Raw genomic sequence first — 6,697 nt, 5'->3', positions numbered from 1 at the left:
CGCTATGATTTCGACGAGGTGATGAAGTATTTGAAAACCAATCGACGACTTTCGAGTCACATTGAGCGTCGTAAAAGACACGGGTCGCCTGAACCGCGCTGATGTCTCCACAGAAAAAATCGAAGTCTCCTCCGCACACCGGAGGATCTCAATTGATCGAGCACTTCGGCACGTCATTCTGCTCAATGGACCCTGGTCACCCATCGTTTCGGGAGCCGTTGAATGGCGAGTGGTTGATTGGTTTGTATCGGGAGAGCGACGGCTCAATGTGCCCGATACCGCTTTTGGTGGATCCCAAGATTGACCTGCTCTGGGATCCGAGTCTGCGACACCACGTGAAGCCGCCAAGCTTCTATCTGCTGCTGCAACACCAGCCACAGATCGACGGCAACACGAGTCATCCGCTCGTTCTGGAGTAGTGCGCCCCCGAATAGTCGGCACCCCAAGGCACCTTCCAAACCCTGCGACCTACTCAAACCTCACGGCATCATTTGGTGATGCAAACGGATGGAATCCCGAAGTCACGGTGACGAGGCCTCCATTCATGGACCTCCCAGATCTCTTTCCCGCCAACCCCATGCAACTGCGCACGATTCGTCATTACAACTTCAGCGAGGTGTCCTCTGCGATGCAGAAAGCCATCCGCCGTGGCGATGCGGCTTTGGCCGGTTACTGGGCCTTGGAACTTTGGCAGAGCGGCTTTGGCAAGTATGTGTGGAAGCGCCTGCTCACCATCAGCGCGGAGGACTGCTGGGGCATTCTGACTCAGGAAGTGAAGGCGCTGCATGATTCCTATCTTGTGATCAATGACGGCATCCCGCCCAAGCAGGCGAAAGGCCGCATCTTCATTAGCAAGGCGATTATCCTGCTGTGCCTGAGCAAGAAGAGTCGCGATCCCGATCATCTACAAAATTACGTCTATGATCAGACGGCGGGACTTGATCCTGACACGTTGGCGCTGGAGTTGCGCAGCAGCGGTGATTACATTGCCATCCCCGAATATGCGTATGACTGCCACACGCGCGAGGGCAAGAAGCGCGGCAAGACCAAGGCGGACTTCTTCAAAGCGGAGCAAGCCGCCCTGGAGCCGTTCCAGCCGGGCCTGTTTGATCACTTGATTGAAGGCTGACGTGCTGGCCTCAACAAGCGCGTTGATGGTCGCAACAAGTGGATCTCGGCGGTTGGAATATACTCACACCTTGCGTGGGCTCGTGCCTGTAAAACGCCTCATATCAAGCAATACACAGGGAGATTGAGCGCAACTCGAGAGTGTTTGCAGCTCGTCGGTGACGGTGCGTGCCGATCACCCTCTACTCACCGAGCCTTGGCGCTGATCTTCATCATGCCTGCACTGCTGCGCCGGGCATTGGCGGCTTCGGGCACGGTGTAGTGGCCAAGGATGCTTTTGCCATCTGGTGCGCGCATTCCGCGGAAGGTCACGTTACGGGCGCGTTTGCCGCGACTCTGCCCCAGCACCATACTGCCGGTGACCATGCCGCTGCGTGCGTTGTAGCTAAGTTTGACTTGCGACACCTGCTGCTCGGCGGGAGCTGCCAAAATCTGACTGCTGCTCAGACTTAGGGTGACCTCACTGCCGGAGGGCACCTCATCGCCCATCAAATCGAGCTGCGCATCGGTAATGCTCTGCTCCAAGCCCAAGCGATTCAGGCCCTGGGGTTGGACCACGTGACGCGAACCGATAACGCCCTCGTAGGTGATAAGGTCAATGCCTTCGGGGAAGGCACCGCGATTGCTGGCAGGCTGCTGCCAGGTGAGCTGCCCTGCCGCATCGCCATCGGCATTGAGGAAGAGCTCTCCCATCAGGGCACTGGAGCCGCTGCTGTTGTTGAGAATGGCGTAAACCGGAATGAAGGCACCGATGCTGCTTTCTGTCAGGGTGGTTGCCAGCGAAACGGGAGGGCTGCCATCGGCCGCCCACACCGTCAGGGTGGCATTGCCGGACGCAGACACCGTCATTGACATGAAACCCGCCCCGCCAAAGTCGCCCTGCTGCGCTGCCTCATCACTGGAGACAAAGAGAATGTTCACGGGTTGTGAGCCTGCATAGGGGCTGGGCGAGGCCGCCGAGCGTGTGGTGGCGCGCCATCCAGCTAGGCCCACCGCATCCCCGGCCGCACTGGCTTGGCCCACAAAGCGAATGAAGGGTGAGTTTTCATCCACGCTGTAGTCGCGCTCCTCGGCGAAGTTGCCGCTGAGTTGCAAACCCGCGTTCTGCGGGCTGATGATCCATTGATCCGCCGCCTCATCAAACCTCGCGGCTGATGAGGCAAAGGGGAAGCGGCGGCCCTTGTGAATCAAAAAGCCGCTGATTTGCCCAGCAGCAGAGATGGTGAAGCGCAGCCTGCCCCCCATGTTGCCGTTAAGTGTTTCGCTGCGCTCAATGTTGCAATCGTAAATGCCTGCGTACTGTGCAAGTGACAAAGATGGGCGCACCTGCAGGCTCAGGCTCTGGTTATTGGTTCTGGCGCCATTGGGCAGGGTGACCTGCAGGCTGATTTCAAAGGTGCCTGCCTGCTTCGGACGCCCCACGAGGTGTCCCATGGCGGAGAAGGACATGCCCTCGGGCAGGCCGCTGGCCTCGCAGACAAAGGGCCCCTCGCTGCGGCGGCCAAACTGATCCTCCACATAAAACCATGGTGCCTGAAAGCCTTGGTCTGTGTAAGCCACCCCCTGCCTCAGCGGCCACAGCGAGATCAGGGTGAGTTGATACTGTCGTGCGGATTCATCATCAGGCAGGACCTGCACCGTGAACTGCGAGGAGGCAATCAGGGCGTTGTCATCAGGCCAACGAAACTCCACGCTCACCGGATAAGTGCCAGCGGTCCTTGGGGTGCCCGTGAACATATGATACCCATCGCCATAAGAGATAAGTTCAACGCCCTCTGGCAGGCCGCTGATGTTGACCTTCACCGCCGCGCGCAGCACTCGGTACTGCGAGCTGACCAACTGCAGGCCAGCATTGCCAACTCCGGCTCCGGCAAGCAGTCGCTCGGTGCCCCAGTTCTGCACGCTGTAGGTGCGCAGCTTGGGGTCCTCAATGAAGAAGGTGGCAGTGGTGCTGCCGGTTTTAAGCCCATCGGCCATGGTGGCGCTGACTTGGACCGAGTAGGTGCCCGCGCGGGTTGGGGTGCCAGCAAAGTGCGCCAGATCATGGAAACCCGGGCCCTTTTGCATAAGTTCAATGCCCGGCGGCAGCTCACCCACCACCTCCACGCGGTGCGGCAGGCGATACCAGAAGTTGTCTCCCGGGCTGGGGCGCAGAATCACGATCATGCCCTCATAAGTCAGAGGCTCCCCCAACGTGAGAGCTCCCCCCAGCCCAACCTGGATGTTATACTGAGGAGCGGCCTGAAGAGACACAGCTCCTGTCTGCAGAAAAACCGCCAGCAAAGCTGGGCAAAATGAGGCCAGAAGGCGTCTGCAGCGCAGACGCAGTGGATTTTGGGACATGGTGGTTTTCATGGTATAGACAGGCTGAAAATTTGCTGAAAATTATTTCAAATTACGCCTCCCGAAGTCAGCGGGTCATGCTTAAAATTTTTTGCATTTTCATAACTGCGCAACAACTCAAAAAATGGGTTACGCCAATTCTCAAGGTTGATGCTCTTGCCCGATCAACTCAAACCCTGCGCTGACGACCCGCCGACCGTTGACTTGCACTCCACGACATGATGGACCGAATGATGCCAGTGGGTACTTTTAAGCAGTGAATGGTTATGGTCAGCGCTGCACTCAAACATGGCACCAATCATGGATGGACAACAGTGTTCTGCGCCTCCGCCACATGGTGATCAAATCGGTGCGACACACGAGGTCTCGGTGACGAGGCAGGAGGGAACCCAGCCCAGCGCTGGTCAACAAAACGCCCTCCATGACCATGAACACCACCGCCTCGTCCCCCATCACCAAACCCATGCTCGCCGACAAGTGCGAGCGTCTCCATGCCCTCACCTTTCCCCTGCTCGCCACGCCCAAACTCGATGGCATCCGCTGCCTCAAGCTCAATGGCCGCGCCCTGACCCGCAGCTTCAAGCCCGTGTCCAATCGCTTCATTCGCGAGTGGATCGAATCCAAGCTGCCCGATGGACTGGACGGCGAGTTAATCGTGAAAGGCACCACTTTCAATGAAACTGCCGGGCATGTGGGCCGCGAGAGTGGTGAGCCTGACTTCACCTTCGCCGTCTTCGACTATGTGAGCGAAGGCATCGACGTGCCCTATGCCTGCCGCATGCAGGAACTCGCGCGACTGCCTGATTACCATCGGGTCGATAAAGTGCTGCCTGAGGAGATACATTCGCTTGATGACCTCATGGCCTATGAGGAGCGCTGTGTGAGTGAGGGATATGAAGGCGTGATGATCCGCACGCCGGGCTCACCCTACAAGTGCGGGAGGTCCACGGAGCGCGAGGGCTACCTGCTCAAGATCAAGCGCTTCGAGGACGCTGAGGCCGTGGTGCTCGACACCTACGAGGGCATGAGCAATCAGAACGCGGCTGAGAAGGACGCGTTTGGCCGCACCAAGCGCAGCATGGCGCAGTCTGGCATGGTTGGGCGCGGTGAACTCGGCGGCTTTATCGTCAAACACGTGGAGACGGGCATCGAGTTCAGGCTGGGTTACAACCATGTCGTCGGGGGTGTGGACCGCATCACCCTGTGGCAGCAGCGCGCCGCTTTATTGGGCCGCATGGTGAAGTTCATGCACCAACCCAGCGGCGCGAAGGAAGCGCCCAGGTTCCCCAAGTTCATCGGGTTCCGCGAGCAGTGGGACCTCTCATAGGAGGTCTTTAAAATGGTGATCAAAACGGTGCGACACACGCGGCCACGGTGACGAGGCCAAGGGGAAGTCCGCATGGACTTCAATCACCCGTACCCATTCCATCCTCATGAAACCCGCCGATCCCAAAGCCGCCCTGATCCAATGGGGCATCGAACTCGAAACCCGCCTGCCTGCCACCAGCAACGTGTCGGTGGGCAATTACCACGCCGGGTATCCGGTCACCACTGGCATCACGCTGGCTGGTGCCCGCAGCAACGCTCCCGCCTTCCACGCTGATACGTGGAAGGCAGAGCGCGATGGCTCCATCCGCTGCGAAGCCGGGCAAATCCCCTGCGAATTCGTTTCCCCCATCCTCCACGGTGAGCGCGGTGTGGAGCATCTGATCGGATTCGTCGAATGGCTCAATGCCATCGGTGCCACGGTGGATCGCTCCTGCGGCTGCCATATCACCGTGGGCATTGAATCCATCATCGGCACGTCCGACACGAAAGCGGTGAGCGAGTTCATCCGCAAACTCGCCCACATTGCCCGCTGGCACGCACGCAGCCTCTACGGCCAGACCGGGACGGACCGCCATCTCAATCACTACAGCCACCCGCTCTATGAGCAGACCGCCGAGCACATGCTCAAAATAGTCACCTGCGAGGAGGAACGCGTGAAAGCCGAGTGCGCTGAGCAATGCGGGCGCGGCATGGTGAATTTTAGAAAAGCGTTCAAGCGTGACCGCAACGGACGCTTCGTCGGGGTGGTGGAGTTCCGCGTCTTTGCCGGCACGGTGAACATTGAGAAGATACTGCATCACCTTGCCAGCGTGCTCGGCCTGTGTCGCCGCGCCTGCGAGGTCCAATGCCTCGGCGGGTTCGGCAAGAACAAGATCCAAGCCAAGCGCACCGCCACCGCCTCCGACGGCCTGCGCTTCCTGTGGGACTACCTCGGGTGGACCGGCAGTGCGCGTCCCGTCGCCCTTGGGCTCTTCGGCAAACTGCACTCCGAGTTCCGCCACTACCGCAAGAGCGCGCAGCGGCTTTGCCAGCAGTTCGATAGCCGCTACCCCGACGCCAATCTCTAACCCTTTGCCCTCGCTATACGCAGTCTGCGGATAGCCGGGCCAAACCCAAGAACAACGAACCCAAGAACCGAACCTGATATGTGTGTGATCCTGATTTGTCCTGAAACCGTGCGCCCGAAGCCCGAGGTGCTGTATGCCTGTCATGAAGCCAACCCGCACGGCGCGGGCGTGGCATGGCGGGAAGGTGGCCGCGTAAAATGGCAGAAGAACCTGAGCACCGGTGAACTCATCACTCTGCTCAAGAAGCTGGAGGGCGAAGTGGTCATCCACTTCCGCTGGGCCAGCGTGGGCGGAGTTGATGCGCGATTGTGTCATCCCTTCCCTGTCACGCCGAAGGCCAGCGTGAGCCTCTCGGGCATGGCCGAGAGCGTGCTGTTCCACAACGGCACATGGAGCGGGTATGTGGATGCCCTGATGCGGCTTGAGCAGCATCGCAAGGAGACGCTGCCGACCTCGCCGATGAGTGACACCCGCGCAGCGGCACTGGTGGTCCACACCACCGGCCCTGATGCGCTCAATAAGCTGCCAGGGCGCTGGGTGTGGATGAACGCTCATGAAACCCGCCTCTTCGGTCCATGGGAAGCGTGGCGAGGCATGAAAGTGAGCAACACGTTCTTCCTGCCACGCCTGAAATCTGCACAAGCACGCCGCAAGGCTACGCAGCCTGCGGATCACCTTCCCCGCCACCAGTCCTGCCTTTTTGCCTGCTAACCCAAAACCCAAAACAAAACGACAATGAAACTCTTCAAACTGATCGCCAGCCGAGCTGGCCAAGTGTTGTTCGATGACCGTGTGGAGGCCGACTCCCCGCGTGAAGCCCGTGAACAGAT

General features: G+C 59.3%; 5 protein-coding genes. 4 read left to right on the top strand and 1 reads right to left on the bottom strand.

What is annotated here, in order from left to right; translation table 11 throughout:
* The first annotated feature begins 577 nt into the window (after nucleotides 1–577).
* Nucleotides 578–1,129, top strand: a complete 552-nt coding sequence (locus tag AC6FTP_RS24635) for a hypothetical protein (protein ID WP_497209559.1) — start codon at nucleotides 578–580, stop codon at nucleotides 1,127–1,129.
* Nucleotides 1,130–1,314: 185 nt separating this feature from the next.
* Here AC6FTP_RS24635 and AC6FTP_RS24630 read toward each other — a convergent pair whose 3' ends face one another.
* Nucleotides 1,315–3,294, bottom strand: coding sequence for a hypothetical protein (locus AC6FTP_RS24630; protein WP_497209558.1), 1,980 nt, complete (start codon nucleotides 3,292–3,294; stop codon nucleotides 1,315–1,317).
* 604 nt (nucleotides 3,295–3,898) lie between these two features.
* Between AC6FTP_RS24630 and AC6FTP_RS24625 the strand changes: the two genes are divergently transcribed.
* The 3 genes from AC6FTP_RS24625 to AC6FTP_RS24615 all read left to right on the top strand — a co-directional run bounded on the left by AC6FTP_RS24625 (nucleotide 3,899) and on the right by AC6FTP_RS24615 (nucleotide 6,578).
* On the top strand, nucleotides 3,899–4,798 hold the full coding sequence (locus tag AC6FTP_RS24625; protein WP_497209557.1) for an ATP-dependent DNA ligase: 900 nt from the start codon (nucleotides 3,899–3,901) through the stop codon (nucleotides 4,796–4,798).
* Between the two features lie 106 nt (nucleotides 4,799–4,904).
* Entirely contained in the window at nucleotides 4,905–5,867 is a 963-nt protein-coding gene (locus tag AC6FTP_RS24620; protein ID WP_497209556.1) for an amidoligase family protein, read from the top strand.
* Between the two features lie 78 nt (nucleotides 5,868–5,945).
* The gene (locus AC6FTP_RS24615; protein ID WP_497209555.1) at nucleotides 5,946–6,578 is read left to right on the top strand and encodes a class II glutamine amidotransferase domain-containing protein; all 633 of its coding nucleotides are present in this window, start codon (nucleotides 5,946–5,948) and stop codon (nucleotides 6,576–6,578) included.
* Nucleotides 6,579–6,697: the final 119 nt, after the last annotated feature.

It is taken from the genome of Prosthecobacter sp., assembly GCF_044378005.1.
Classification (GTDB): Bacteria; Verrucomicrobiota; Verrucomicrobiia; order Verrucomicrobiales; family Verrucomicrobiaceae; genus Prosthecobacter.
The sequence above is the reverse complement of the archived record's forward strand: the minus strand, read 5'-3'. Positions and strand labels throughout refer to the sequence as shown.

Coding starts and splice junctions, on each gene's coding strand:
- AC6FTP_RS24630 (WP_497209558.1), bottom strand. CDS start 3,294: ATGATCGTGATTCTGCGCCCCAGCCCGGGAGACAACTTCTGGTATCGC.
- AC6FTP_RS24625 (WP_497209557.1), top strand. CDS start 3,899: ATGAACACCACCGCCTCGTCCCCCATCACCAAACCCATGCTCGCCGAC.
- AC6FTP_RS24620 (WP_497209556.1), top strand. CDS start 4,905: ATGAAACCCGCCGATCCCAAAGCCGCCCTGATCCAATGGGGCATCGAA.
- AC6FTP_RS24615 (WP_497209555.1), top strand. CDS start 5,946: ATGTGTGTGATCCTGATTTGTCCTGAAACCGTGCGCCCGAAGCCCGAG.
- AC6FTP_RS24635 (WP_497209559.1), top strand. CDS start 578: ATGCAACTGCGCACGATTCGTCATTACAACTTCAGCGAGGTGTCCTCT.